Annotated in this window: 28 protein-coding genes; 23 read left to right on the top strand and 5 right to left on the bottom strand. The window is 38.6% G+C overall.

Going from position 1 to position 25436, the window contains the following annotated elements:
* Positions 1 to 97 precede the first annotated feature (97 nt).
* The 9 genes from DQW11_RS17685 (at position 98) to DQW11_RS17645 (ending at position 10498) form a co-directional block, all read left to right on the top strand.
* Positions 98 to 1249 carry an aspartyl protease family protein gene (locus tag DQW11_RS17685; protein ID WP_113925439.1) on the top strand — a complete coding sequence of 384 codons (1152 nt, stop codon included), beginning with the start codon at positions 98 to 100 and terminating at the stop codon, positions 1247 to 1249.
* A 484-nt stretch (positions 1250 to 1733) separates the two neighbouring features.
* Positions 1734 to 2498: an isocitrate lyase/PEP mutase family protein gene (locus DQW11_RS17680; RefSeq protein WP_113925438.1), complete on the top strand. Its 765-nt coding sequence runs from the start codon at positions 1734 to 1736 to the stop codon at positions 2496 to 2498.
* Positions 2499 to 2500: 2 nt separating this feature from the next.
* Positions 2501 to 3544, top strand: a complete 1044-nt coding sequence (locus DQW11_RS17675; RefSeq protein WP_113925437.1) for a bifunctional transcriptional activator/DNA repair enzyme AdaA — start codon at positions 2501 to 2503, stop codon at positions 3542 to 3544.
* Between the two features lie 128 nt (positions 3545 to 3672).
* A complete protein-coding gene (locus DQW11_RS17670; protein ID WP_113925436.1) occupies positions 3673 to 4992 on the top strand; it encodes an erythromycin esterase family protein in 1320 nt (439 codons plus the stop codon).
* Between the two features lie 567 nt (positions 4993 to 5559).
* On the top strand, positions 5560 to 6135 hold the full coding sequence (locus tag DQW11_RS17665; protein WP_113925435.1) for a Crp/Fnr family transcriptional regulator: 576 nt from the start codon (positions 5560 to 5562) through the stop codon (positions 6133 to 6135).
* A gap of 107 nt (positions 6136 to 6242) precedes the next feature.
* Positions 6243 to 8054 (top strand): sterol desaturase family protein, encoded by a 1812-nt coding sequence (locus tag DQW11_RS17660; protein WP_113925434.1) that lies wholly within the window; start codon positions 6243 to 6245, stop codon positions 8052 to 8054.
* 5 nt (positions 8055 to 8059) lie between these two features.
* Positions 8060 to 8671 (top strand): hypothetical protein, encoded by a 612-nt coding sequence (locus DQW11_RS17655; RefSeq protein WP_157966141.1) that lies wholly within the window; start codon positions 8060 to 8062, stop codon positions 8669 to 8671.
* Positions 8672 to 8928: 257 nt separating this feature from the next.
* The gene (locus tag DQW11_RS17650; RefSeq protein WP_113925432.1) at positions 8929 to 9357 is read left to right on the top strand and encodes a hypothetical protein; all 429 of its coding nucleotides are present in this window, start codon (positions 8929 to 8931) and stop codon (positions 9355 to 9357) included.
* Between the two features lie 157 nt (positions 9358 to 9514).
* A complete protein-coding gene (locus DQW11_RS17645) occupies positions 9515 to 10498 on the top strand; it encodes a TlpA family protein disulfide reductase (protein WP_113925431.1) in 984 nt (327 codons plus the stop codon).
* Positions 10499 to 10610: 112 nt separating this feature from the next.
* Here DQW11_RS17645 and DQW11_RS17640 read toward each other — a convergent pair whose 3' ends face one another.
* The gene (locus DQW11_RS17640; protein ID WP_113925430.1) at positions 10611 to 10946 is read right to left on the bottom strand and encodes a winged helix-turn-helix transcriptional regulator; all 336 of its coding nucleotides are present in this window, start codon (positions 10944 to 10946) and stop codon (positions 10611 to 10613) included.
* A gap of 109 nt (positions 10947 to 11055) precedes the next feature.
* Here DQW11_RS17640 and DQW11_RS17635 point away from each other — a divergent pair, with 109 nt between their 5' ends.
* A complete protein-coding gene (locus tag DQW11_RS17635; RefSeq protein ID WP_113925429.1) occupies positions 11056 to 11928 on the top strand; it encodes an SDR family oxidoreductase in 873 nt (290 codons plus the stop codon).
* 287 nt (positions 11929 to 12215) lie between these two features.
* Here DQW11_RS17635 and DQW11_RS17630 read toward each other — a convergent pair whose 3' ends face one another.
* The gene (locus tag DQW11_RS17630) at positions 12216 to 13013 is read right to left on the bottom strand and encodes a hypothetical protein (RefSeq protein ID WP_113925428.1); all 798 of its coding nucleotides are present in this window, start codon (positions 13011 to 13013) and stop codon (positions 12216 to 12218) included.
* A gap of 433 nt (positions 13014 to 13446) precedes the next feature.
* Here DQW11_RS17630 and DQW11_RS17625 point away from each other — a divergent pair, with 433 nt between their 5' ends.
* From DQW11_RS17625 to tnpA, 7 genes are all read left to right on the top strand, one after another.
* Positions 13447 to 14457: an alpha/beta hydrolase gene (locus tag DQW11_RS17625; protein ID WP_113925427.1), complete on the top strand. Its 1011-nt coding sequence runs from the start codon at positions 13447 to 13449 to the stop codon at positions 14455 to 14457.
* A gap of 167 nt (positions 14458 to 14624) precedes the next feature.
* Positions 14625 to 15020 (top strand): VOC family protein, encoded by a 396-nt coding sequence (locus DQW11_RS17620; protein ID WP_113925426.1) that lies wholly within the window; start codon positions 14625 to 14627, stop codon positions 15018 to 15020.
* 6 nt (positions 15021 to 15026) lie between these two features.
* A complete protein-coding gene (locus DQW11_RS17615; RefSeq protein ID WP_113925425.1) occupies positions 15027 to 15323 on the top strand; it encodes a DUF6958 family protein in 297 nt (98 codons plus the stop codon).
* Positions 15324 to 15412: 89 nt separating this feature from the next.
* Positions 15413 to 16009, top strand: a complete 597-nt coding sequence (locus tag DQW11_RS17610) for a hypothetical protein (protein ID WP_113925424.1) — start codon at positions 15413 to 15415, stop codon at positions 16007 to 16009.
* 249 nt (positions 16010 to 16258) lie between these two features.
* Positions 16259 to 16963 carry a VIT1/CCC1 transporter family protein gene (locus DQW11_RS17605; RefSeq protein WP_113925423.1) on the top strand — a complete coding sequence of 235 codons (705 nt, stop codon included), beginning with the start codon at positions 16259 to 16261 and terminating at the stop codon, positions 16961 to 16963.
* 211 nt (positions 16964 to 17174) lie between these two features.
* Positions 17175 to 17942, top strand: coding sequence for an undecaprenyl-diphosphate phosphatase (locus tag DQW11_RS17600; protein WP_113925422.1), 768 nt, complete (start codon positions 17175 to 17177; stop codon positions 17940 to 17942).
* A gap of 234 nt (positions 17943 to 18176) precedes the next feature.
* Complete coding sequence (gene tnpA / locus DQW11_RS17595) at positions 18177 to 18623, top strand: IS200/IS605 family transposase (protein WP_113925421.1); 447 nt, start codon at positions 18177 to 18179, stop codon at positions 18621 to 18623.
* A gap of 324 nt (positions 18624 to 18947) precedes the next feature.
* Here the strand turns inward: tnpA and DQW11_RS17590 are convergent, their stop codons facing one another.
* The gene (locus DQW11_RS17590; RefSeq protein ID WP_157966140.1) at positions 18948 to 19232 is read right to left on the bottom strand and encodes a hypothetical protein; all 285 of its coding nucleotides are present in this window, start codon (positions 19230 to 19232) and stop codon (positions 18948 to 18950) included.
* Here DQW11_RS17590 and DQW11_RS17585 point away from each other — a divergent pair.
* From DQW11_RS17585 to DQW11_RS17575, 3 genes are all read left to right on the top strand, one after another.
* Entirely contained in the window at positions 19214 to 19597 is a 384-nt protein-coding gene (locus DQW11_RS17585) for a VOC family protein (RefSeq protein WP_113925419.1), read from the top strand. The two genes, DQW11_RS17590 and DQW11_RS17585, sit on opposite strands and share 19 nt — an antisense overlap.
* The gene (locus DQW11_RS17580; protein WP_113925418.1) at positions 19594 to 20034 is read left to right on the top strand and encodes a DUF1801 domain-containing protein; all 441 of its coding nucleotides are present in this window, start codon (positions 19594 to 19596) and stop codon (positions 20032 to 20034) included. The genes DQW11_RS17585 and DQW11_RS17580 overlap by 4 nt, the downstream gene beginning before the upstream one ends.
* Before the next feature lie 159 nt (positions 20035 to 20193).
* A complete protein-coding gene (locus tag DQW11_RS17575) occupies positions 20194 to 20730 on the top strand; it encodes a hypothetical protein (RefSeq protein WP_113925417.1) in 537 nt (178 codons plus the stop codon).
* A gap of 299 nt (positions 20731 to 21029) precedes the next feature.
* Here DQW11_RS17575 and DQW11_RS17565 read toward each other — a convergent pair whose 3' ends face one another.
* Positions 21030 to 21578 carry a fasciclin domain-containing protein gene (locus tag DQW11_RS17565; RefSeq protein WP_113925415.1) on the bottom strand — a complete coding sequence of 183 codons (549 nt, stop codon included), beginning with the start codon at positions 21576 to 21578 and terminating at the stop codon, positions 21030 to 21032.
* Between the two features lie 434 nt (positions 21579 to 22012).
* Between DQW11_RS17565 and DQW11_RS17560 the strand changes: the two genes are divergently transcribed.
* The 3 genes from DQW11_RS17560 (at position 22013) to DQW11_RS17550 (ending at position 23699) form a co-directional block, all read left to right on the top strand.
* Positions 22013 to 22552, top strand: a complete 540-nt coding sequence (locus DQW11_RS17560) for a helix-turn-helix domain-containing protein (RefSeq protein ID WP_198669916.1) — start codon at positions 22013 to 22015, stop codon at positions 22550 to 22552.
* A gap of 151 nt (positions 22553 to 22703) precedes the next feature.
* Complete coding sequence (locus DQW11_RS17555) at positions 22704 to 23249, top strand: TetR/AcrR family transcriptional regulator (RefSeq protein ID WP_113925567.1); 546 nt, start codon at positions 22704 to 22706, stop codon at positions 23247 to 23249.
* A 90-nt stretch (positions 23250 to 23339) separates the two neighbouring features.
* A complete protein-coding gene (locus DQW11_RS17550) occupies positions 23340 to 23699 on the top strand; it encodes a hypothetical protein (protein WP_113925413.1) in 360 nt (119 codons plus the stop codon).
* 50 nt (positions 23700 to 23749) lie between these two features.
* Here DQW11_RS17550 and DQW11_RS17545 read toward each other — a convergent pair whose 3' ends face one another.
* Complete coding sequence (locus tag DQW11_RS17545) at positions 23750 to 25282, bottom strand: Ppx/GppA phosphatase family protein (protein ID WP_113925412.1); 1533 nt, start codon at positions 25280 to 25282, stop codon at positions 23750 to 23752.
* Between the last annotated feature and the right edge of the window lie 154 nt (positions 25283 to 25436).

The raw sequence follows: 25436 nt of genomic DNA, 5'->3' as shown, positions 1-25436 counted from the left end.
TTTTAAAACTTTATTTTTATTCTAAAAATTCTAAATAGAAACCCCTGATAAGAATAATCCAAAAATTATTTTTCAAAAAAACCCTATTTTGGCATTTATGAAACGATTTCTGATTGTATTCTTTGCCCTGCTTGTTTTTAAGTCAGGTGAAACGGTTAAAGGCCGGACCCAACCTGATTCTGTTTATTCCCTTCCTTTCCATATTGATGCCGGGTTGCTCGTATTCAAAGGCCAAATGAACGGCGTGGAAACAGATTTTGCATTCGATACCGGAGCGAGTATGGGCTTGGCAAACTCCCTTGCCGAACCGGCCGAAAGGCTGCAGGTCAAAGGCAGAAAAATCAAAATGCGGGATTCCAACAAGCAGGTGGCCAAAGTCCCGACAGGACTGACCAAAGAAATCAGGATCGGCGGAGTCAGCTTTCCCAAAGTCCGAAGCCTCGTCAATGACATGGCTTACCTCTATTGCATGGATTATTACCTGCTCGGCTCTGACATCATTTCACAGCTCAATTGGGAGATTGATTTTGAAAACATGGTGATCCGTTTTTCGAAAAACCCCTTCCCAGTCGAAAATGGATGGACAGACATTCCGGTTTATTTTTTCAATAAGAGGCCCTATGTTACGGTGAAGTTTGCTGGAAAGGAATTTGAAAACGTCCTCATTGACACAGGATATACGCATTTTTTCAGTTTTCCGGCCAACAACCCTTCCATCCAGGATTTCCTGTCTCTGAAGGACAGCCTCGGCCTCAGCAATCCCGATATCAGCAGTTCTATGGGGGCTTTGAGTATCCAAACAGACAGCACGAGAACGATCCTGGTGGACAGTCTCCAAATCGGCGAAAACTACTTTGAAAGAATCCCGATAAGTTTTGAGCCCATTACCGGGGCGAAACTCGGTATTGGCTTTTTCAAAACTTTGGGCAGCAGCCTGGTCATCAACAATTCCGAATCGAAATACCTCCTCCGCATGAGGGAAGAGGTGAAGTTCAAAGATCCGATCCAGGTCGGGGTGCATTACCAAGAGGGAAAACTCGTCGTCATGAGCAAATCCATCGGGGCAGTCCCGGAAGACATCATGCTCAGCATCGGAGAAGAAATCCTTTCTGTGAACGGCCGCCGGGCGGAAGATTTTGAGGATTCCTGTGATTTTATGAGGTGGTCATTTACCAACAAACCAAAATCAATGACCATCACCAAATTGGATGGCACTTCCTTGGTTTTTGAGCCGATAAGGTTGAAATAGGAAAGAAAAAAGCTGTCGGGCTATGGAGAGAGCCTCTGCTTGACCTCATTTCTGGTGGAAGCAAAACCCAATATACCAATGAAAAAAACCATCCTTCCGATCTTTTTGGCGGCGATCTGAATAAGCATTTCCGAATTTGTCCGAAATGAATCTATCCACAAAACCTATTGGCAGACATACTATAAAAACCTAGGTCTGAAATTCCCAACAGAACCTATCAATGGTGCCATTTGATGTTTGTGGTCCTTAATTTATGCCATTTCACTTTTTATCTTTTCCAAGAAGTTTTCACTCACGGGGACTACATTTCTTGTGCAGATCTAAGTTTTTTTAAAGGAAAAGGTAAGTAAAACCAGACATATAAGTGAGTTACCAGCCACTTTGAAGTGACTTACCAAATACAAAAAATACATGTCAATTTTTCGGTTGTCCTACGGAATTGGCCGAGAGTATCTTTGCACAAACACATAAAGATATGGTGACAATGTATTTAGAATTTAAAGAATTGCATAACCAGACAAAGCCTCTGATTATTGGAAATGTTTGGAATGTGCAGAGTGCAAAGGTTTATGAAAAATTGAATTTCCAAGCAATCGGAACTTCAAGTGCTGCCATTGCCCATTCTTTAGGTTACGAAGATGGAGAACAAATGCCTTTTTCGGATTTGTTATTTATTGTTGGAAGAATCCGTAAAAGTGTTTCACTTCCAGTATCTGTGGATATTGAATTTGGCTATGGAAATACTGCAGCAGAAATTGCTAACACCATCATATCATTAGAAAAGTTAGGCGTAGCAGGTATAAATATTGAAGATAGTTTGATAGAAAACGGAGAACGGAAACTGAAAGACAACCTTCAGTTTTCTCAGCTTTTACGAGAAGTAAAAAGCATCTTAACGCAACAAGGAATTCTAGTTTTTATCAATGTAAGATGCGATGCTTTTCTTTTGGATATTCCAAATACACTACAAGTGGCAATGGAAAGAATTAAGAAATATGAACAAGCAGGTGCTGACGGAATATTCTTACCCTGTATCACAAAAGAAAGTGATATTGCAACATTGGTTTTGCAAACTAAATTACCGCTAAATGTAATGTGTATGCCAGATTTACCCAATTTTGAAACGCTTGAAAAACTTGGTGTAAAAAGAATAAGTATGGGTAATTTTTTAAATGGTTATGCCTACACCTCATTGGAAAATATGACGAAAAAAATATTGGCTGAACAATCTTTTAATCCTTTGTTTTAAAAATGGAATTGACAGCAGAGATCATGTACAAAGCAATAGTTGAAAAAGACACTTCGTTTGAAGGAGTGTTTTTTACAGCAGTTAAAACCACTGGCATTTTTTGCCGACCATCTTGCACAGCCCGAAAACCCAAATTTGAAAATGTGGAATTTTTAAAAACTTCAAAGGAGTGCATCCTGAAGGGTTACAGAGCTTGTAAAGTTTGTAATCCTTTAAAAACGATAAACCATACTCCAATTGAATTTCAGAAAATCATTGATCAACTTTCAGAAAATCCGACTTTAAAATTCAAAGACTACGACCTTAAACAAAAAGGAATTGAACCAAGCCAAATAAGACGATGGTTTTTAAAAAACCACGGAATTACCTTTCAGGCATACCAAAGAATGTTCAGGATAAATTCGGCCTTTAAAAAAATACAAAATGGCGAAAGTGTAACCCACACAGCTTTTGAAACAGGCTTTGAATCATTAAGTGGTTTTGGCGACAGTTTTAAAAACATATTTGGCGTTTCGCCAAAGAACGGAAAACAGCAAAATATTATTGACCTTAAAAGAATTGAAACGCCCTTAGGAACAATGCTTGCCTGTGCTACAAATCAAGGAATTTGTCTGTTGGAATTTACTGACAGAAAAATGTTGGAAACGGAATTGAAATCGATTGCCAAACTTTTAAATGCAACAATCATACAAGGCAACAATAAAATTTTTGACATATTAGAAACCCAGCTTCAAGAATATTTTAACGGTCAACGAAAAGTATTTTCTGTTCCCTTACATACACCGGGGACTGATTTTCAAAATAAAGTTTGGGCTGCATTACAAAGCATCCCTTATGGACAAACAAAGTCATATAAAGACCAGGCCAAAACAATTGGAAGCCCGGAAAGTGTAAGAGCTGTTGCCAACGCCAATGGAATGAACAGAATATCTATATTAATCCCATGCCACAGAGTTATTGGTTCAGATGGACAATTGACGGGTTACGGTGGCGGACTTTGGCGAAAAAAATATTTGTTAGACCTTGAAGAAAAAAACGTCAAGTAACAGAACCTATCCAAGACCAGGGGTTTCGTGCTTATTAGAACAGGTAGTGATATATTGAACTAAAAAACAACAGGGGCTTATTAACAGTCTGACCATTTAGCAATTTTAGAAAAACACCAAATATCAAAATGCGATTTTACAATTATATCTTTATTTTCTTTTGTATCAGCTCAATGGCTTTTGGACAGGATAGAATAAAATCCTATGTTCAAAAACATTCTGTTGAGGTCCAGCACATCAATTTTAACGATAGTACATTTGAGGACCTTGAGCCAATTGGTAAAGCTATTGGAGATACTCGAATTGTTGCATTAGGAGAGCAAATGCATGGTGACGGAACAGCTTTTGAAGCAAAAAGTAGAATTGTTAAATTCCTGCACGAAAAAAAAGGCTTTAATGTATTGGTCTTTGAAAATGATTTTTTTGGACTAACATATGGATTTGAAAAAGCTCAAAAATCTAAAGACTCATTAAATAATTTTATATTCCATAACGTAATCGGATTATGGTCTTGGTGTCATAGTATGACACCACTGCTTTATTCCTATGTTTATCAAACCCAATCTACCCCATTCCCTTTGATTTTAGCTGGTATGGACTGTCAATTTCAAAGTAAATACACTTTTGAAAACTTAGAATTAAGCGTAAAACATATTTTATCAAAAATTATAGAGAGTAAGCAAGATTCAATAGATGCAAAAGACGTAGTAGATAATCTGTCATCGCTTTTTCACAATAATTCAGAAGCAAACTTATCAGGGTGTGAAAATGGAATACAGGCAATAGACAATTTATTGAAAGGTAAATCACTATCACAATTGAACAATGAAGAAATAAATATTATCAATAACGTAAGTGCTTCTTACAAAAATCTTCTTCCTTATTTGCAAGAAGTTGGTAAAAATTCATATAACTATCTTAGTAGAGAAAACCAGGTTCATAGAGACAGGCAGATGTTTAATAACCTGATGTGGCTCTTGAAGTATAAATTTCCAAATGAAAAGATCATAATTTGGGCACATAATTCACACATTTCCAAATCAATTTATGATTTTGAAGACAATAAAAATATTACAAGTATGACCGGTGAATTACTGGGTAATAAAAAAATTAATCCATACAGTTATTATTCACTTGGTTTTACTTCTTATAACGCCACATCAATTTGGACAACATCACAAAATAAGCCTGAATACACTGAAAAACCTGCAAAAAATAGTTTTGAAACCTGGATAAATAAAGACTGGAACTTTGCATTTTTAGATTGGAAAAATTGGAATGAAACACATTCAGAAAAAACTCAGTTTTCAATGAAAGGTTCTTTTCCAATGACACAACATAGAAATTTTATTTATCAGTGGAATAAAGTATTTGACGGTGTATTTTTTATCCGGAATTTAGAAGGATGCCAAAAAATAAGCTATGACAAAATAATTGCAGATAAATAGCATCGGAAAAACCCTCTCTAGGTGTAATTTATCAACTTTTACTACGACTGAGTGGATGCCGCTATCAGCAAGAAATTCCACCCTTTTGTCCTTTCCGATTTTTAATTGGATTTCTTTCAAGCTTTTTTTGAGTAGGTGCTGTTTGGAAGTTTCGCTACAGCATTTGAAACCAATCCCACGCTGACGGGATTTTCTTTTTATAGACAGTTACCCAAACAAGAAAAGTCCCGATAGCTATCGGGATGGAACCTGTCTGTACCCTTTATTAAGTTCATAGAAAAAAATTGTCGGCTTAAATAAAACGACAACTGAATTTCCTAATTTTAGAGGGACAGGCAGTGATATAATGAACTAAAAAATAACAGGGACTTTTTCACAGTCCTGCCTTGTGAGTAATTCCCACTACTTCAAAAATCTGATTTCGTAAGCAAATAGTATTCAAGAACCTTGACTTTTTTTTGTTAATTTCTCAGGCACCCTGAAAAGCTGATTAATCAGAATTCAAATTTCAAAATCAGCTACATTTGAAGATCTTAATTTATGTTAGTCAGAATATCAACAAACGAAATGAAAGAAAATTTAGAAGACATCATCCAATCCATTTATCTATTACCTCAACAAGTATTGGAAGACGTTTTGGGACACTTTCAATATTTGGAATATCCCAAAAACTATTTTCTACTCAAATCGGGCAAACCTTGTAAACACCTTTGGTTTATGATAACGGGTGCGGTAAGGTACTTTTACACCAATGACCAGGGAAAAGAAATGAATACCTGGTTTTCGTTGGACGAACAAATTTTAACGGACACTACCAGTTTTGTAAAACAGGAACCCGCTCAGGAAAGCATTCAACTGCTGGAAGAAAGTGAAATGTATTCCATTGAATATGCGGCATTACAAGCATTGCTCCAAAAGCATCATCCATTTGCACTTTGGTATATTAAATTGGTGGAGTCACATTATGTGTCGCAAATTGAGGACAGAATTGCCGATTTACAATTCCTAGATGCAAAGGAACGTTACCAAAAAATTTTAAGTAAATATCCAAACATTACCAATCGAGTAAGTCTTGGAAACATAGCTTCTTACTTAAATATTACTCAAGAAACACTCAGTAGAATTAGAGCGGGCAAGCTCTAAGCATTTTTGATCTACATCAAATCCCTTTTTGTTCTACGTCAAAAGCATTCGTTCAGGTGCTTTGCAATTTTGCAGTGTACTTATTAAACACTTTAAAATTGAAGCAAATGAATATTTCAACGTTTTTTGAACACGTCATCGATGGGTATGGCGAACAGCTACTCTGGTATGCAGGATTTGCATTTCCGTTTTTCATCATCTTTTGGATGGTTGGAAAAAGGTATTTTAAAAAAATACGGATACAAGAGACCCAAAGAGCTAACCTGCATCATTTTACACACGACCTCGGGTTTTCGGCAAGTACATTTTTAGTTTTTGCTGTTATGGATGTTTGTCTTCTTTACTTAGAAAGCAAAGGTTACACAAAAATCTATTTCGGCATCAACGACTACGGGTACTTGTGGTTAGGACTTAGTTTTTTAATTATACTCTTTATTGATGATATGTTTTTCTATTGGAGTCATAGAGCGATGCACCATCCCCGTTTTTATAAGTTTTTCCACAAGGTACATCACGAAAGTACCGACCCATCACCACTGACAGCATTTGCTTTTCACCCTTCAGAAGCTATCATTGAACAACTTATGCATGTTGTTTTGCCGTTTTTGCTACCCTTGAATTTTGGGGTAATTCTTGCTTGGCAAGTTTTCTCTATGCTAAATAATGTCTTAGCTCATTTAGGCTATGAAATATACCCTAAAGGCTGGGTGAAATTTCCTTTACTCCAATTCAAAACAGCCTCTACTCATCACAACATGCACCATCAATTGTTTAACGGCAATTATGCCTTGTATTTTACTTGGTGGGACAAATGGATGGGCACAGAATTTAAAGAGTATGAAACCCGTCACGAACAAATATTTGAGCGCAAGCATATCAAAAAATCAAATGAAGGATTGTATTCGCTTACTGTTGCTGATATTCGGCAGGAAGCTAATGAGGCTTTTACCATTGAGTTTGGCAATGTTCCTACGGTTTTCAGGGATTTTTCGGCAGGACAACATCTCACCATCAAAGTCAATATCAATGGCGAAACGCTGTATCGTACTTTTTCTATCTCCTCTATTCCTAATTCAGATAATTCACTGACTTTGACAATAAAAAAAATCAAGGGTGGAAAGGTCACAAACTACTTAGCGGAAAATTTGAGCGTAGGTGATTCCTTGGAAGTGACAGCGCCTTCTGGGCAATTTTTCCTCAATCCTGATCCTGCACATCAAAAGCATTATGTGATGATAGCAGGCGGAAGCGGTATCACACCCATTTACAGTATGGTGGGCACTATTTTGAATTTCGAACCCAAAAGTAAAATCACTTTGCTGTATGCCAACAGAACTTCAAATAGCATTCTTTTCAAGGAGAAAATTGAAAAATGGGTAGAAAAATTTCCCGGTCAATTGGAAGTCCAACATTTCCTGAGTGAAGAAGAAAACCCTCAAAATGCCATCAAAGGCTATGTTTCCCGGATTTCGATAGAAGAAATATTGAATAAGTATGGTAAGAATAAACTAGATTTTTATCTCTGTGGTCCCGAAATAATGACCAATAAATTGATAGAAGATTTGCAGTATTTGGGAATTAGCAAAGAGAAAATTCATCGTGAATTGTTCTTAATCACAGCCCAAACCCAAGCAACTACTTCCCAAAAAGCCCAAGTTTCTGCCAAAATATTTGGGAAAACGCATCAATTTGAAACCCAAGTAGGTAAAACCATTTTGCAAAGTGGCTTAGACCAAAGCATACCCTTACCTTTTTCTTGCCAAAGCGGACTTTGCGGAATGTGCAAAATGAGATGTACTGAGGGCAAAGTGATGATGAAGAGTAATCAGGCACTCACGGAAAATGAACTCCAAGAAGGGTATATCCTAACCTGTCAATCAATTCCGCAAACGAAAGCAATTACCATTAAGAATTCATAATTCCCATGAGAAACCTGTTTTTAACAGCCATTTTCTTAATGGTTAGCCTAAACATTCATGCCCAAATTGTACTTGAAGCACTTGGTGGAAATGAACAAGCACATTATATAAACTACATTGAAAAAGATTTGGATAGTAATGCCAAATGGAACTTCTTTAATCTTAATCGATTTACTGTAGACTACAGGGATAACGCACTAAACACTGTTTCTATTGAGGGACAACTTACCTATCAATTCAAACCTTGGCTGGGAATTTCAGCAGGAGGCGGTTTCTACGGTGAATTATTTGTTCCAAGTATTGGATTAAGTCTTTCATATTTGAATAAAAAGGAAGACTTTTTTATTCAAATGTATCCTACAGTTGGTATTGCTGAGGGACAATTTGTAGCAAGTGTTTTAGGTCTCATGGGATATACACCAAAATTCAGCGAAAGTTGGGGACTTTCTTCGCAAATAATATTTTCGATTGACCCTGTTGAAGCAACTCAAATTGTAAGAATCGGGGCCAACTACAAAGACAAGATTCAGTTTGGTGCAGGGATAGATATGCTGCAAAGATTTCAGACAAAGACTTTTAATTTCAACCTAGGCCCTTTTGTTAGATTCAACTTCTGATGTGAAAGGTTTAAAGTATAATCGAGTAGTCGGCCGTGATTTATTATCCACAGTCAGTCCCGCTAATGCAGAAGTACGCCTTTCACAATTTATCCTGAGAAATTCGGGACAATGCCGATACCTTTCGGAATTCGGGTCCTCCCCCAATTACGGGCGCAGTTCATTGGAAGGTAGTTTACCTACAAACTGAAACAAAAAAACCTTTAAAAAAACTGATCAGTTTTGAATAAATTACAGATTGTTAACCGGAACAGAAAATGACAGACTTGACAACCGGGATTCCATTTGAATACTGGAACAAACTAGCAAACCAAGTGATTACCATCAGTTCGCTGCTTGGGGGTTTTTCCATAGCGATCATAGCCAATATCCTGGTATCCCAAAATGATTCCCGATTGGTAAAAATCATCATGCTGGTGTCGACCTTGGCAGGGAGTTTCTTTTTGGTTACGATTTTTGCCATGACCAAACTTTTGTTGATGACCACCGAGGGATATCCCTTTCAGGTAGCAGAGCGTGATTTGGCACTGCCGAGACTTTTGGGAACAATTTCTTTTTTCTTGGGTGTTTTATCCCTGATCACGATGATTTCCCTGGCAGGCTGGACAAAGTCAAAAAGGATGGGAAGAATAACCACGGGGCTTGGGATGCTGACCTTCATCCTGATATTGCTTATGATGACGTAGAGGGGAAGGCCTCGGCGGATGCGTTTTTTTGCAGGGAAAAGCGGTTAATTCAGAATTTGTGCAATTCTACAAATTCGGTTAAAATTTTAAAACCTTAAAATCCCGTTTTGCGCTAGATATCTAAGCAATCTTTAGTATTTTTAATTTTACAGAAAATATGAAAAAACTATTCTTGACACTGGGTCTACTTATCGCATTTTGGGATGCACAGGCACAGGTTGCCGTCAACATCAGTGGACAAATAGACAATCTGAATGCAGCAGAATCAATTTATATGGGAATAGATGGGCGCTTATTTCCCTTAAACCCACCGGCTGACGGGACTTTTTCAGTTGATGTCAATATATCGCAGCACCCTTCTTTCTTTTATTTGGCGCATATCACCAAGGGAGGGAAAATCGAACAAAAAACACCGCTGATTTGGTTTGAAAGTGACAGCGTCCAAATCACCAAAGATTGGTCAGACCAATCTTACCAAATGCAGGGATTATTGCCTTTTCAAGCCAATTCGGAAAAGATAGAAGCCTTGGAAGGAAAGGATCAATTCGATTTTATACTTGCCAATCCCATCAATCTTCCCGGTTTGTATTTTGTGGAAAAGCAAAAAAAGAAGATTGGTATTCCTGATTTGGAGCGCTTTACCCTGCTTGTTACGGATGAACACCGAAACTCTGCCTATGTGAAAAGGATAGAAAGCTATATCGCTGCCAAAAAGCGAGACACTATCAAAATAGGCAGTAAAGTCGGAGACTTCACCTTGCCTGATAAGGATGGTAACCAAGTTCCTGTGATTCAACCAAATAACAAAACGACATTAATCGCTTTATTTTCCTCCGGTTGCGCGTATTCTGTGGCGAGTATTGGCATGCTCGAGAAGCTTGCTGCCATGAACAATGACAAAATAGAAATGATAACCATTTGGGATGACTCCTCACGGGAAATCTGGCTAAATACCCACAAAGACAAAAAGGAGAAAATAACCTGGACCAACCTTTGGGATGAATTTGGTTTTGCATCCACTTATTTGAATAGGACCATTTGGCCTACTTTTTATATCATCAATGCCGAAGGAGAGTTGACGGACATCATCAAATTTTATAGACAAAAAACAGCAAACAAGTTGAAAGAATTGGTAGAATAACCCAAGATATAAACGAATCAAAGAAGTCGATGCATTTCTCACCCAGCGAAATCTGAAATAAACAAAGGACGGAGACCTGTGGTGATTGCTAAGAACAAATATGTGCCTAGGGTTACCTCTTTGCAATAATATTTTCCATTCCCCATTTCTCCATTTCATTCAAAACAGGTGTTAGACTTTTCCCAAGTTCAGTCAGGGTGTATTCCACTCGGGGTGGGATTTCATTGAACTGCTCCCTGATAACCAAACCATCCCGCTCGAGTTCCTTCAACTGTTCGGTCAGGACCTTTCTGGAAAGGATGGGTATGCGCGCCGAAATTTCCCCAAACCTCCTGGTCTCTGACCTGAGGCAATACAATATGATGGGCTTCCATTTACCGCCGATGAGTTGGAGCATTCCCGTGACAGGACATTTGACTTCTTGGATATTCGCTGCTTTAGTTACCATTTTGTTACCACTCTTTTCTCAGTTACCAATAGGTAACCTGTTACTTTAAAATACTATTATTTGTTACTTTGTGTAACAATAATAAACAACAATTTTAAATTATCAAAAAATGGTTTTAATAACAGGTGCAACAGGACATTATGGAAAGGCAGTAATTAATCATCTTCTGGAAAAAGGCATTCATGCCAAGGACATTTCTGCTTTGGTGAGGGACGAGGCTAAGGCAGGTGATTTGAAAGCAAAAGGTGTCAACCTGAGAGTGGGCGATTATGATGATTACAATGCTTTGGTAGCAGCATTTAGAGGTGTTGACAAGCTTTTGTTGGTTTCGGGTTCAGATGTGGTCAACCGTGATAAACAACAAGAAAATGCTGTAAATGCAGCTAAGGAAGCTGGCGTCAGACATATTCTTTACACGAGTTTTAAAAGCAATAACGAGACCGAATCCTCGCCTATTGCTTTTGTATCCAAATCACACCTTGCTACCGAAAAGCAAATTAAGGAAAGCGGCATGTTCTATACTATCTTTAAGAATAACCTCTACCTAGACATATTGCCTATGTTTTTTGGAGAAAAGGTGGTAGAAACCGGAATATTTTTGCCCGCAGGAGAGACCAAAGCGGCATATGCCTCAAGGGATAATATGGCTGAGGCCGCCGCAAACGTGCTGATGGGTAAAGGACACGAAAATAAAATCTATAACATAAGCAATACCGAAAATACCTCACTGATAGAAGCTGCGCAATACTTAAGCGAGATTGTCGGTAAACCAATAAATTATGTGAGTCCTTCGACGGAAGTGTACTTTGAAACTATGACCCAAGCAGGTGTTCCTGTCGAGTATATTGGGTTTTTCGCAGGATTTGCCGAAGCTATCAAGCAAGGGGAGTTTGTCACTGAAAACACGGATTTAGAGAGCCTATTGGGCAGAAAGCCAACTTCCTTGAAAGAGTATTTAACAAAAATATATTCCGGTGTTTAACAAAAGCAGAGAATCGTTTTTGAAAATAGTCGGGATACTTTCCCTTTGATGATGAGGATAATGATATAGATTGGGACAAGGTGAATGCCGAAAACTCGGCATTCATCTTCACCATATTTTAAAGTCGGAATCTGCTTCATCGCCAAGTTAAAAGATAATTCTTGTAGAAAAACCTGTTGAATGGCCTAACCAAAATCAATTGTGTCAATTCTCCGGGGTTTATTAAAACACTGCTTTCAAAGAAGAACACCCTGTTTACCCTAGCCTACTTTGTCTTTTTTCTTCTACTAAAAGTTAAACCCGAATTTAATGACCGGCCCAAACTGATGCATATCAAAAACAAAGGCTCTTGGAGCTTGTCCGGACTCAAAATCCATATAAATCACCCTATATCCGGCCGTTAACAGAAACAAGTCTGAGAAACGGTAGCCTACATATCCCTGCAATTGCCAGGTCAAATCAGATCCTATTCCAAATCCTCCGATATCGCCTCTGAATTGCAATTCCCATTTTTCCTTAAAATCAGTCGTCAGTCTGGTGACAATAATGGGGTCATACCATGTTTTTGTTTCACTTGATGAAAAAGTTCTTACCCCAACCTCCCCAATCGGAGGATCATTGACAACGACATCCACTCCCATATCCAGACTGTTCAACCGACCTCCGATACCGACTTCCAAAAAAGGTCTGACCCGATAAAGACCCGCTGCTTCCCAGATAAACTGTTTGGCGGTAACTTCTCCTGAGTTGATCACCAATCCCGGTCTAATATCCTGATTCAGTCTCATGTAAACAAGATCTGAGGTTACAGCCCATTTTTCGGCTTTCATTTCCGTATTGAGCATGAATGCCATTTGAAGTCTGCTGAAAATATCTCCCGGATTGGCGTTTACGGGGATATTCAATACATCACCCAAACCTGTTTCCCCATTCATATTAGGAAACATGATATAAGGCTCTACCAGAAAATCGAATTTCTTTCCTTTCTCTTCGGTCTGGGCCAATGCCGAAAACTGAAAAAGAAAAGAAACAAGACAAAGAATTGGCAATAGCTTTATGGCAAGAAATGAATTAATTTTTTTCATGTGTTTTCTCGATTTTATTTTGATTCCTAAATAACAAAAATGGATTCAGGGATAATATAAAAATTTTTCAATTATCATGGAATCTTTGCAATTATATTCGGATGATGGGAGCAATATTGAAACTAGTGTATTGCTATTTTTACCTACCGATTTTATACCTCTCACCAACTTGAGGTGGGGTGATTTGTCTTGAATTTGGAATTTGGGAGATGTAATAGAAAAGGTACTGCCTTTTTTTGGAACCCAATTCTTTTATACAAACTTGATCCTGTTTGGACTTCATTTCAAGAAATTGTGCTGACTGGTCAAGCACCTCACTTCATGACAGTATTGTACCAAAATCCCCCTCATCAGTAAGATTTCTCATATTGGGTGAAAGCTTGAAAAAACCTACCTTTAAGCTTTATCCTTCCCATGTCATAGACCAAAAGCCATGAAAATCTTCAAAACCATTCTGATTTTAATCCTGACGGTTTTTTTAATTGCTGTAGGTTATATCTTCTCTTTGACATTCCGGCCGGAAGGACGTCTCGATTGGGGACAAGCTTTATTTTTAAAATTGGTAGGTGACAATGACGACCAAACAGCCCTACTCAAAACCATGACTTTGGAGCAACGGCGCCACTTTACTGATGCCGTCCGGATCAATACCGCAGGATTGGATATTGATACCCTTAGGATTACAAAAGATAGCCTGACAGTCTTTATATATAAACCAAAAAATTTACCAAAGAATAGCCCTGTCGTTGTCTATTTTCACGGTGGAGCTTTTGTGTTGCCCTGGACAAATGTGTCTGTCACTTACGCCACCCGCTTGGCCCAATCGTTCAATACGATTGTGGTGGGAGTGGATTATAGGGTTGCCCCGGAACACCCCTTTCCGATACCCAATGACGATTGTTATGCAGCCTTACATTGGACGATTCAAAATATCGGCAAATGGGGAGGAAACCCCAACCAAATCATTCTAGCCGGTGAAAGTGCAGGGGCAACTTTGGCAACAACGGTGGCGATAAGAGCCATGAAGGAGGGAATGACAAATATCAAATACCAGGTTTTAGATTGTCCCGTTGCCTTTATCCCACTCCAAACAGATTCTTATCAGAAATTTAAGAGCGGCTATTTTTTAGAAGAAGCTGAAATGCTTTTTGGGATAGAAAGTTATCTGCCCGATGAGGCCGATTATACCAATCCATTGGCGATGCCGTTCTATGCGGATAGTTTGTCCAATCTTCCACCGGCATTTGTAATCACCTGTGAATTTGATCCATTAAGGGATACGGGAAGGGAATATGCAAAAAAGTTAATGGATGCCAATATTCCGACTATTCACAAGGAAATGAAAGGCATGCTTCATTGCATCCCGGGTCCATTTAATGAAAGGGACAGAACCGAATTATACAATGAAATTGCAAGAGAAGTCAATATGTCAAAGCGGGATTGAAATAGAAATATAACATTCTTAAGGATTGACTTAGGCATGCTCCGGGGCAAAATGTGGGTAAAGGAATTAAATCCTCCCCCGGATTTCCTACCAAGTCCCCCATTAAATTTGACAGGGAAGCTTCCCTTAATTGACATCTAAGTAGAAAAAAATAAATGTAAAATACCATGGTAAAATTTGGCTACACAATTCTCTACGTAGTAGACGTGTCAAAATCAATCGGATTCTATGAAAACGCCTTTGGTTTTAACCGGAAATTCATCACCCCCGAAAATGATTACGGAGAATTGGAAACAGGACAAACCACCATTGCCTTTGCTTCAAAAGAACTCGCCCATTCCAACCTCAAAAACGGATTTATGGAAAGCGGCTTATCGCAAAAACCCTTTGCAACTGAATTGGGGTTTGTTACTGAAAATGTATCCGAGATTGTGGAACTTGCCCTGATCCACGGAGCAACAATCCTGGAAAAACCAAAAGAAAAACCTTGGGGACAAACTGTGGCTTACCTGAGGGATATTGATGGATTTTTGCTTGAAGTTTGCACACCTATGGGCAATTGAAGAGACATGGGAAAAAAGAAATCAGAATCCATCCAGACTTTGCATCCTCTACCCGGCAAGACCAATAAGAACATAGCATTGGACAAGTATATTTTTATTCGCGATCATCTATTGTCTATATTATCCGGATCCGAAATGACGCATACAACATTGATGGAAGAATTGTATTTGCGGGTAAAAGAAGAATTTGAAGGAGGGGTGCAGTGGTATGGAGAAACCTTAAAACTTGATTTGGAAGCACGGCAAATCATAGAAAGGACCAGTTCAAAACCAGAAAAGTATAAATTGAAAACAAAGGAATAGTAATCCTAAAGTGCCCTTAAAAAATTTGAAGAAAAGTTAGTTTTAAAAATTTTGCCGCTTGTTAAACTTGTAACTTAATAACCATCCTTATGAAAATTTTTCTTTTGATCATCACAATCACCTTATTCTTTAATATCCATGATGTTGTAGGGCAGTCAATTCAAGGTGATCAATTTCTTAGAGACATCTTTAAAGAAAAGCTTGTCGAGGATAGGCAGTTTGTTTATACAAAAGGGATTAGGTCAAATAGTCTAAATGATATGATACAGGTAATTCAGGATAACAATTCATTTTTCACCTATGAAAGAATAGGAAACAAACTCAAAGCCATTGATTCCCTAGTACTTATTAATGATGAAAAACAATTCATAGTCAACAATCTTGAAAAACAAATTGACACTTCATTATGGAGTAATTTTGATATACCTTATTCTTTGGCTATGACTCAAGATTCCATTACAACAATTTTTACTGACGACAATTTAGGATGGACATACTTTCTAAAAGAATATAGAAGTTGTATAAATAGTTTTAGCGTACCCATTTTTTTTAGAAACAACCAATTGTGTGTCTTTTATTTTGAACAAATATGCGGGGACCTCAACGGCGGCGGAGAGTTTGCAATTTATCGTCGTGAAAATGGATTTTGGGTGAAGTGGTTAACTCTATTTGAATGGGTGAGTTGATAAAATCAAGTCAATCAAATCCTGTTTTTACGAGTTGAATGTCCTTAAGTTAGAATTGGTAATTTTCCATTTATTTTTTTTCGTAAGGCTATGAAAAAAAATCCCATTTCTTTCTAAAGGTACCACCGGGATGCACGCTTGATTCTTAAGATGCGTACATTGTAGAAAGTTTGATGGTGGAAATCACCACCTTAACCTAGTTTGAAAAAAAGAGGTCTCAATTTTTAGTAAGAAAAACAAAGCAAGCCAATGGTAACGATCGACAACTATTTAGACAGCCATTATATCCATCGAAGCAATTGGCTGAGAGCCGCAGTCTTGGGTGCAAATGATGGGATAATCTCTATTTCCAGTCTTGCCATTGGAGTTGCAGCGGCAAGTTCAACCAGGGAACCCATTGTTTTAGCAACTGTGGCCGGGCTTGTAGCAGGCGCTTTATCCATGGCCGCAGGAGAGTATGTTTCTGTAAGTTCTCAAACTGACACAGAAATAGCGGACATAGAAAGAGAGAAGAAAGAGTTGAAAGAAATGCCTGAGCAAGAATTAAAAATTTTGGCTCAAATATATGAAAAACGAGGGCTGAAAAAGGAAACGGCATTGCAGGTGGCGATTGAATTGACAGAGAAAGATGGTTTGGCCACACATATAAGGGACGAATTGGGAATAAATGAAATCAGCCAAGCCAAACCAATACAAGCAGCATTTGCCTCAGGAACTTCATTTACCATCGGAGGGCTGTTGCCGCTTTTGATAATCTTATTTCTCCCGATCAAAGGGATGGAATATTGGCTTTATGGTTTTACAATCCTCTTCTTAGTCATTCTAGGGGGGATTTCTGCAAAAACCGGTGGCTCAAGTATTCAAAAAGCAATTTTGAGAATTACTGTTTGGGGAACTCTCGCCATGGGTTTATCCGCTTTGGCAGGTTATATTTTTGGGGTCAAGGTGGCATAAATCCTGCATGATGGATAGCGAAGAAACTGCCTTAAGGACAGGAGGTTTTTTAAAGTGTTTTTCAAGTGTCCAACATTAATTGCAGGTATTTCCGGTTTAAATATTAATTTGTGGCCGAATAATCCAGACCGGGGATTCCTTTAACCATATGGTGAAGGATAAACCATCAGAAAATATATCGCTTTTCATCCGACAAATAAAGTAGCTTAAAATGGGAATTACTGAAACTATCATTCTTGCCCTCATAGAAGGGTTAACAGAATTTTTGCCTGTTTCCTCTACGGGACATATGATTTTGGCTGCGGCGGCCATGAATATCCACGAGGATGAATTTGTAAAAACCTTCGAAATCGTGATACAATTGGGTGCGATTCTCGCAATAGCCTTGATGTACAGCCAGCGGTTTTTTAAGGGAATTCAAATATATATCAAACTCATTGTGGCTTTTATACCCACTGCCATTATTGGGTTTTTAGCCTACGATTTTATCAAAGCCTATTTGTTTAATCCGGTGGTGGTTTCGGTTTCGCTGATTGTTGGAGGAGTTGTACTGATTTGGATTGACAAGAAAGTGGTAAATCGGGTCACAGAAGTGGATACCCTTGAAAATATCCCTTTAAAAAATGCCTTCTTTATCGGTCTGGTGCAATGCCTATCCATGATACCGGGCACCTCGAGAGCTGCCGCCACCATCATCGGAGGAGTGTTCAATAAATTGGACAAAAAGCAGGCAACAGAGTTTTCCTTCCTTTTGGCTATTCCCACCATGTTTGCTGCAACAGGCTATGACTTGCTCAAAACGCCCATTAATTTTACCAATGACGAAATTACAATGCTCATCATAGGACTGGTAGTTGCCTTTATCAGTGCATGGTTTGCAGTAAAAATATTCCTTAAATTGGTTGAAAATTACGGGTTCAAGTATTTTGGATATTACAGGATAATCATCGGGATACTTTTTTTATTGATTATGACTTAGTATCAAAATGGGTATCGGTTCTCACCAATCCGGAAATGGCTGAGATTACACTTTTTTATGTTCAGAATCCCAAACAGCTTTTGGTGATGAAATAATTGACCCGGGAAGCCGTGAGTGAAACCCATGGAAAAATAAAAGAATCAAATCCCCCGACCCCGAAGAGTGTCGAACTTTTTAAACTTCATGAAAAATATCTAAATTCCACTATCTTTTACTTTTCAAATCATTCTACCTATGGGAACATACACTCAATTTATTTTCCATATCGTTTTTTCTACCAAACATCGGGAAACTACACTTCTTCATACTGAAAAAAAGAGGCTATTAGCCTATATCCATCACTTACTAACAAATAAAAATTGTCACTTATACAGGATAAATGGCATGGAAGACCATATCCATATTTTAACCCATATGCACCCAACCATTTCAGTTTCTGCCCTTGTAAAAGACATCAAACTCGCCTCAAGTGATTTTATTAAAAGTGAAGGGATTTTTCCAAATTTTAAAGGATGGCAGGATGGGTATAGTGCATTTTCAGAAAGTATCAAAGCCAAAACCAGGTTGATCAATTATATCAAGAACCAAGAAGTGCATCATAAAAAGGTCACATTTTTGGAGGAATATCAGGCATTGTTGGAAGAATACGAAATCAAATTCGATCCCAAATACTTGTTATAAGTTTGAATATGTTTTTTGTTGTATAAAAGTTCAACCCCTTCGGGGTTGTTCCGAAGTCTTCTTAATCTACCCTTTCCCCCGGTTATACCAGGGGCTATTGAGAAGTTCGACGGCTTCACCGTCACCTAATACTATACCCAAATCCGAGGATTTCAGACCCTGAAAGGGTCAAACCTCTCATTAGCCGTGGGTGAAACCCATGGAAAAATAAACGAATGAAATCCCCCCGACCCCGAAGGGTGTTTAAACATTTTCTTCATCAGGGTACATGGGATAGCAGTATGAATGGGACTACCTTCCCTCTCCGCGATTCGACTGCGATTATTAATTTTCCCGCATATCTCCCAAGCCTTTTTTTTCTTCAAGTTCGGCTCCCGATCCATTCAGGTCTGCCAGGTGCTTATCCACATAAAAAGTCTGTCTGCCAGATTGGATATTTAGGAAATTAGTTTTAAGTTTAGGTAATTGAAAAATAACAACAATATTGTTGATAGCAGCCTGATTTGGGTAGATATCAACAAGTGTTGTTGATATACAATCGTTATGCGGCAGCTTAAATGACGACACTGTACCAATTAAAATAGAAAAATATGAAAAATAAAATGACACATTTTGCCATTCACATTGACGACATTGAACGGGCAAAAAAATTCTATGACGGAGTTTTTGAATGGGGTTTCAACTCCTATGGTCAAGACGACTTTTTGCAAATTAAGGCGGACAAGTCAGAAAATGGAGAACTTATTGGTGCTATGCAATCAAGAAAGTATTCACCTGTTCCTGACAAAATTATCGGTTTGGAATGCACAATAGGTGTTGAGAACATTGACGAAACTATTGAAAAAGTAAAGAGCAATGGTGGACAGGTTCTGATGCCTAAGACAGCTATTCCATACGTTGGTTACATTGCTAAATTTTTGGACACAGAAGGTAACTTGATTTGTGGAATGCAATACGACAATTCAGCAAGATGAAAACAACACGGACAATCCATCCAGACTTTCAATTTCTCTTGGACTTTAAAGACCAAGAAATTATTGACTTGTTCACAGACCTGCGAGAATACATCTTGGAATTGTACCCTGACTCTAACGAACTTGTTTATCATACTCACGCTTTGACAGCAGTATTTTCAATATCAGACAAGCTATCGGACGCTTTTTGTATGTTACCAATTTACACAAACCACCTAAACTTGGGGTTTAACAAAGGGACACTTTTGAAAGACCCTGATAAACTTTTGACAGAGACAGGTAATTTAATTCGGCATATTGACGTAAAGAAACCGACTGATTACAGAAACCCCAAAGCAAAAGCATTGATAAAAGAAGCTATTGACTTTGCAATAAAGGATATGGACAAACCTACTAAATCCATTGGACAAACAATATCGAAAATCAAGAAAAAATAGAAAGCCGACCGCATAACACACGTTTGGCGCAATGGGGGCTAACATCGTTCATTGTAAGTTTCTGCTTCTATTGTAAATTCGTGCTGGTTGACAATTTAGTTTTCCAAAATCCCCCACTGCGCCAAGCGTGGGAACGTTGTAAGCCATTAACAAACTAACGTGAAAGAATTTTTAAAGAAAATAAAACTAATTGAACACTTAACAACTGATGTCGAAATTCACAAAACTGAATTTGTGTCAAAATTTAGGCAGCACGTTGATGAAGGAAGCACAGGAATATTCTCTGATACTTTTGACGTCTTTTCTTCAAGTAAAAATGAATACAAAGGACAGGTTGGATATGAAGGATTCAAAATAAAGAGGAGAAGGAAATTTTTCGATATGAATATGAATTTAGCAGTTGCAAGCGGAACTTATAGACAGAATAACGAAAAATTAATAATTGAAACCGAGATAAATGGATTTAGTGGAATGATGATTCCTTTTTATCTATTTGGCATTGTTTTCTATTCGATATTTATCGGAGCATTTTTTATGGCTGATAATATCGAAGGAAATGGGGCTGGATTTGCGTTACCTTTTATATTTATTCACGCAGCTTTTATGTTTGGAATTCCTTATTTTATAATGAGGAGAAGTACAAAAAGAATGAAGCACGAATTGGAACGTGAATTTTACTATATGACAAAAAAATAACAGCTTACAACAACCCATATAGCTTATGGCGGGTGAACAACTGCCAGCAAGGTTTTCGCTTCGTAGCCAGACTTGGTTTCAATGGACAGGAAAGTGCTTCGAAACCGCCACAAGCCATATGCAAACCGTTGAATGGAATTGTAAGAAAACGCCCGAATCGGGGTCAGGAAAACAAAAGTCAATGGAAATCTTTGCTCAAAGCAAAGCAACGAAATACAGGATTAAGCACCTATAACCCAACCCCCCTAAAACAAAAAAACCTGCCGATTGGCAGGTTTTCATTTTTCTACAGTTTACAATTACTTTGGTAACAATACCGCGTCTACTATGTGAATTACACCGTTGCTACCTGCAAGGTCAGCAGCAGTAACATTGGCACCGTTGATCATTACTTTGCCATCTTTGATGGAAACTTTCAAGTCCTGACCGTTCAAAGTTTTTACAACCTGACCATCAGAAAGGTTAGCAGCCATTACATTGCCGGCTACCACGTGGTAGGTCAATATTGATGTCAGTTTGTCTTTGCTTTCAGGCTTCAAAAGATTGTCTACCGTTCCTGCAGGCAATGCAGCAAAAGCAGCATTGGTTGGGGCGAAGATGGTGAATGGTCCTGTTCCGCTCAAAGTCTCAACCAAGCCTGCGGCTGTAACTGCGGCTACTAAAGTAGTGTGGTCAGGAGAACCAACAGCAATGTCAACAACGGTTTTAGGAGCTTCTACAGGAACCTCTTCAACTACCTCAACTGCTGTTTCTTCTACAACTTCTTCTTTTGGTGCATTTCCACAGCTGGCTAGAAAAGCAGTGGCGACAGTAGCAACTGCCAATGATAAGAATCTTAAATTTTTCATTTTTTGATTTTGGTTTAAATCTGGATAAACAACAACGGTGTCGCCTTTAAGTTTAAGATCCTAACAAAAGAATTGATGGGCGGTAAAAAATAGCCTCCCAACGGAAAAGATGGTTATTTTTTATTTTTCTTATGATGTTCCTGTAAATGATGTAATCCTAACCTGAAATTATATAAACTCAATCCTATGGATTTCCCGACTTTTGTGGCCTCAAAGAAAATTTAAAGCTTGATTTTTTGGGCATTGGAAGTCATTCTTCTTTATGTTTTCTTCTGTCATTGAAATTCTAAAACCAATCACCTTACAGGATCTGTCATCGCATGGAGGCCGTAATTGGCATAATTTTAGTAAAACTGTCAAACAAGAGTATCTATCTGAATTACTTCCATCATTAAACCACAAAATTTAAAACCATGAAAATGTATGTCAAAAATATGGCTTGCAAAAGTTGCGTGGCCTTCGTGAAAGAAGCATTGGATGAAATGGACATTGTTCCAGTCAAAGTCGGTTTGGGAGAAATAGAGACAAAAAAGGATGTCACCGATGAGGAAAAACGCGAACTCAATAAAAAAATCAAGACGGTTGGGCTTGAGCTCCTTGAAAAAAAACAAGGGGTCATCATAGAGAAAATCAGAAAAGTGATGGTGGACTATGTATACCATTCAGACGAAAAACCTATCGTGAATTTTTCTACGCTATTGAGTGATAAACTCAACCACAGCTATACCTATCTGTCCAATTTTTTCTCTGAAGTGGAAGCCACCACGATCGAGCAGTACCTTATTTCCCTCAAAATCGAGCGCGTCAAGGAAATGATTATTTTGGAAGAATTCAACCTGTCGGAAATTGCCTTCAAGCTGCATTACAGCAGTGCGGCACACCTTTCCAACCAATTTAAAAAGGTGACGGGCCTCTCCCCTTCACATTTCAAAAAACTGAAAGAGAAAAGAAGGATTGCGATTCAGGATCTTTGATTTAAACATCCTTCAGATAGAAAATAAAGCCTTTTGCCTATTTTTTGATAGTAGATATTTCTTGATATTTCGAAAGAAGACAAGTGGTTTTTTGTATTTAAGGTCTTTTTCAGATCATTGGTCAGTCGTCAAATCTCAAGTTTCTCAAAAAATGGCACCAGACAGCAAGCAAGCATGGGTTGAAACCGGGTACCGGCTTTTTTCAAAAGAAGGTCCGAAAGGCCTCAAAGTCGAGGTGATCGCAAGGAATGTGAATAAAAGCAAATCATCTTTTTACCATCATTTTGCTGACTTGGAAATTTTTACGGGACTATTGCTCGAACACCATTTGGTCCGATCCAAAACAATCGCTGAGGAAGAAAAAAAATGCAGGAATATTGACCCTGAACTTATCAGTGTATTGGTTGCTTCCAAAACCGACCTTTTGTTTAACCGCCAATTGAGGGTACATAGGACTGATCCGACTTTCAAAAAATGTCTCCAAAAATCTGATGAAATCGTCAGTCAAGGATTCATTTCCGTCTTGACCAAGGACCTCCGACTTGAAAATAACCCAAAGCTTGCGGCTTCCCTTTTTGACCTAGCCCTGGAAAATTTTTACCTGCAAGTCACCGAAGAAACACTGAATGGCGAATGGTTATCGGCCTATTTCACCAACCTCAAAAAAACTGTTTCTCAGTTTAACATATCCCAATAAAATTCTTGGAATTGTACGGAAGCGGCTAAAATCATTCTTTCTGAATTTGGATAATTGTATTCCTGTCTCAAGAAACAATCTATCCTCCTTATGAAAAACCAAAGCCACAACCAATTCATTCTTAAAGCCATTCTAATTACCCAGACCATACTTTTATTGGCCTATACTGCCTTTGCAGTCCGAAATGAAGGCTGGGGATTTTTACAGATAGCAGTTTCAAATATCGGCTCTCTGACCTGGAGCGGTCAGTTTGCATTGGATTTTGCCTGTTATTTATTGCTCTCCGGGATCTGGATCATGTGGCGTGGTGGATTTCAATCCAAATCCGTCATCTTTGCAATTGTCGCCATGATCCTTGGGATAGTGGTTTTTGCTCCTTATGTAATATACCTTATAGGCAAAGAAAAAGGTGATCTTAGGAAAGTGCTTCTTGGGGAACACATGCCCTGATTTCCGGTATTAAACATTGAATTGGCAAAAAGAGGGCTGGTTTATACCTACTATCCTTTCAGGATCTGTATTTTTTTATCCAAAAATTTTGACAAAACATCCGAAAATCTTTGTGCTTCCCATATTTCCAGGTCCATGGCCGCAGCGCCAAAAATCCTGATATCCAGATTTTCCTCATCCATGTGGCATTGGATATCTTCTACCCATTGGTTTTTGGTTTTATCAAGTCCCACTGCGATCCGCAAAATCCCCACCAATCCTTTTACTAGTTTTTGATCTTCAGATGGAAGTGTATGGAATTCTTTGTGTTTCTTTTTCGGACCTGACTTTCGGTGATATCGTGCCATTAGCGCCAACATGACCCTTTCCTCATTATTGAATCCCCGTAGGCGGCCATTCAATATCAGGTAAGCCGAATGCTTCTGATAATCCTGAAAATTGACAAACAAGCCCACATCATAGATCAGGCAGGCATTGTGGAGCAATTCCTTCGCTTCCTCATTCATCTGATGCTCTTTCTGGAGTTGGTCAAAAAGCTGCAATGCCAACTTGGACACATGCCTTTTTTCCTCAATATCTGTCTCATACCGCATCGCCATGAGCAAACTCGATCGTTCTTTGATGTTTTTGCCTTCAACAAGGTCACCCAGTTTCGGCCTGTTTCGTTCGATATAATCGATAATCAGCCCATCTCTAAGAGAAGCATCTGAGAGCGTTATTTCGGAAGCTCCTGACAAATGGAGGAGTTCAAGGATAAGCATACCACCGAGGTGGATGGCATCAACACGGTTTTCATTGATCCCCTTCACCTCAGTTCTTCGATCTGCCGGCAACTCAAGGAGTTTTTCTACAATTTTTTCAAGGTCTTTGACCTTCACTACCTCTGCATTGACAGAGTTGACGATGTTGACATCCGTCATTTCCAAAGCCGCTTCCCCCAATGCCCTGATGGTCCCGGAAGTACCGATGACCTTCGAAAAACCGGCTAAGGAGGCTTCTTCCATGGTTTTGAGGGCAATGTCTCGGATATATTTCCGGAGTGTGGTCTGTTTGGTTTTATTCAATGGACCTTCATTCCCAACCCAATCCAAAAGCCTCAAAACCCCAAGTTTAAGGCTGTTTTTGAAAAGTATTTCATCCTTATTTCCAATGACCACTTCGGTGCTTCCCCCGCCGATATCAATGACCATGGCATTCTGCTTTTTGAGATCGATGGATTTTCTCACGGCCAAAAAAATCAACCTTGCTTCTTCCTTTCCGGAAATCATCTGTGGATGGAGTCCTGAATCCTGGATCAGACGGTCCAGAAACTCTCTACCGTTTTTGGCTTCCCGGGTTGCGGACGTGGCAGCGGTAATGATGTGCTCGACGCCATATTCATCTGCCAACTGCACATACCTTGAAATGGTCTCTATCCCGGCATCAAAAGCCCGTTGACTCAGAATTTTGTTTGCAAACACCCCAACGCCAAGTTTGACCATCTCCTTTTCCTGAACCAAAACTTCATAAGACTGTCCTGAGGTCACTTTGACGATGACCATGTGGATGGAGTTGGTACCGATGTCGATTGCTGCTAAGTTCATGGAAGTGGATTGAAATTAAAGATGAAGGATATAATTTAACCTAACAAGGAATAGTATGCAACATAATTTTTTTGGATGAGGTTTAAGGTTCTAATCATCCTCATTCTCATTAAAACAGCAAGTATATTGGCAAGAAATTGCCGGATATTTTTTG

It is taken from the genome of Cognataquiflexum aquatile (genome assembly GCF_003316845.1).
GTDB lineage: Bacteria > Bacteroidota > Bacteroidia > Cytophagales > Cyclobacteriaceae > Cognataquiflexum > Cognataquiflexum aquatile.
This window is presented reverse-complemented; position numbering and strand designations above follow the sequence as displayed.